This is a genomic window from Bifidobacterium amazonense (assembly GCF_018555435.2).
GTDB classification, from domain to species: domain Bacteria; phylum Actinomycetota; class Actinomycetes; order Actinomycetales; family Bifidobacteriaceae; genus Bifidobacterium; species Bifidobacterium amazonense.
Map to the genome: position 1 here is coordinate 1 of NZ_JAFEJT020000113.1, position 2,786 is coordinate 2,786.

Annotated in this window: 1 protein-coding gene; it reads left to right on the top strand. The window is 64.8% G+C overall.

The window, feature by feature from the left end:
- Positions 1-452 precede the first annotated feature (452 nt).
- Positions 453-2,594 carry a beta-galactosidase gene (locus JS533_RS13475; protein ID WP_241515320.1) on the top strand — a complete coding sequence of 714 codons (2,142 nt, stop codon included), beginning with the start codon at positions 453-455 and terminating at the stop codon, positions 2,592-2,594.
- The last annotated feature ends 192 nt before the right edge of the window (positions 2,595-2,786 follow it).

The following is a 2,786-nucleotide window of genomic DNA, read 5'->3' on the forward strand; positions in this document are numbered from 1 at the left end:
ATAGAGTGTGGGAGAGTAGCACACCGCCGCATTCACACTTGATGAGGACCCCGGTCGAGCCACACGGCTCCCGGGGTCCTTTCTCATACCCACACAACACAACGACGAACCAAACGACGAAAAACACACGCCGGGACACCGTCAGCAAGACAAAACCGTCACGCACGAGACGCGTGGCACCCCGCACGGCGGAAAACACCCGCTAAACGATCCCCAACGAGACAGAACCGCCACAAGACGAACCACATGGCGGAAAAACTCCCACTGGCATACCGCCACCAAGAGAAAATCGCCACGAGGCGAACCGACTGGTGGAAAACTCCTACCGGGACGACACCAACAAGACAAAAACACCACGCAATTGGCTTATGTGGGTTCTCTCATGTGTCTGGGGTAGGCCGACAGTAGAATCTTTTACGTTGAAGTCAATCGCAGGCAGCAAAGGAGCCGAAGTGAGCAAGCGAACCGTGGACCATATCCTGTTCGGGGCGGCGTACTACGACGAGTACATGCCCAAGGATCTGGACCGTATCGAAACCGACATGGACATGATGAACAAGGCCGGCATCAACGTCATCCGCATCGCCGAATCAACGTGGAGCACGTGCGAGCCGCAGCCCGGCGTCTTCGACTTCCACCACGTCGACCGTGCGCTGGACGCGGCCCATCGTCATGGCATCGGCGTCATCGTCGGCACGCCGACCTACGCGGTGCCGACCTGGCTGGTGCGCATGCATCCCGACGTGCTCGCCGTCACGCCGAACGGTCCCGGTAAGTACGGTCCGCGGCAGATCATGGACATCGTCAACGGATCGTACCGCTACTACGCGGAGCGCGTCATCCGCAAGCTCATCGCGCACGTCGCGCAGCATCCGGCCGTGATCGGCTACCAGGTCGATAACGAAACCAAGTACTACGATTCCGTCAGTCCGGACATGCAGACGCTGTTCGTCAAGCATCTGCGCGAACGGTTCCATGACGATCTCGACGCGCTCAACGCGCACTTCGGACTCGACTACTGGTCCAACCGCATCAACGCGTGGGAGGACTTCCCCGACGTCACGAATACGATCAACCAGTCGCTGCGCGGCGAATTCGACCGGTTCCGCCGCGGGCAGGTCGCCGAATTCCTCGACTGGCAGGCGACGATCGTGCGCGAATACGCACGCGACGACCAGTTCGTCACGCAGAACTTCGACTTCGACTGGCGCGGCGGCTCGTACGGCGTGCAGCCGGCCGTCGACCACTTCAAGGCCGCCCGCACGCTCGACATCGCCGGCTGCGACATCTACCACCCGACGCAGGACGACCTGACCGGCAAGGAGATCGGCTTCGGCGGCGACCTGACCCGTTCGCTCAAGGACGGCGCCAACTACCTCGTGCTCGAAACCGAGGCGCAGGGCAACCACGGATGGCTGCCGTTCCCCGGCCAGATCCGTCTGCAGGCCTACTCGCATCTTGCGTCCGGCGCGGACATGGTCGAATACTGGCACTGGCATTCGATCCACAACTCGTTCGAAACGTATTGGAAGGGCCTGCTCAGCCACGATCTCGAACCGAACCCGACCTACGAGGAGGCGGGCGTGTTCGGCCGCGAGGTCGCCCGTCCCGAAATCGGCGAACGGCTCATCCACCTCAGGAAGCGCAACACGGTCGCGATCATGGTGTCGAACGAGGCGCTCTCCGCGCTCAAGGGCTTCCACATCGCCTCCGGCACCAGCTGGGGCGGGGGAGCGGAATACAACGACGTGGTGCGCCGCATCTACGACGCGCTCTTCGAGCTCAACGTCGAATGCGACTTCGTGCCGGCCGACGCGACCGCGGAGCGACTGGCCGACTATGCGATGATCGTGACGCCCGCGCTGTACAGCGCTCCGGACGAGACGATCGCGCGGCTGCGCACGTACGTCGCGGACGGCGGTCACCTGGTCTCGACGCTGCGCTCGTTCGTCGCCGACGAGGATACGACCGTATGGCACGATCGCGCGCCGCACGACTTGACCGACGTGTTCGGCATGAGCTACAACCAGTTCACGCCGCCGAAGGGCCGCGTGACGGTCGATTTCGCCGGCGGTCCGCTGGCCGACGCCGCGGAGGTCGCCGGGCGCGACGTGCAGGCCGAGGAGCTCATCGAACTGCTCAAGCCGGCCGACGATGCGCAGGTGCTTGCGCACTACGGCCACTACGCGTGGAAGGACTATCCGGCGATCGTCCGCCACGCGTTCGGCAAGGGCACGGCCGAATGGATCGGCACGGTGCTCGACGCCGACGCGACGCGCGCGGTGCTGCGCGAGGCGCTCGTCCACGCCGGATTCGATGCGACCGTGGCCGCGCTCGCTGGCAAGGTCAGCGTGCGCCGCGGCGTCAACGCGGCGGGGGAGCACGTCACGTACCTGCTCAACTATTCCGCCGAACCGGTCACGTTCGCATCCCCGGCCACGGGCGAGGTCGTCGTCGCGCCGAAGATCATCGCGACGAACGGGCTGGTCGACGACGCCGCGACGGCGGCGCTGACGCTGCACGAGGGCGACAGGGTCGCGGCCGGCGACGAGCTGACGCTGCCGCGCTGGAACCTCGCCGTCATCGTCGGCTGAGTTCCGCCGGCGTGCGCGACGCGGCTGAAGACGGCGTCGCGCACGCCGGCGGCCGCGTTGGCGGCCGTATGGGAAGGGTATCTTGCAGTTCTAGGTCATCAGCCGGAGTATCGGACGATTCCCCCGATCGCATCGCGTTGCAATGGCGCCGATTCGGGCACGTCGACCATGCCCCATACCGGGCCCCATGAC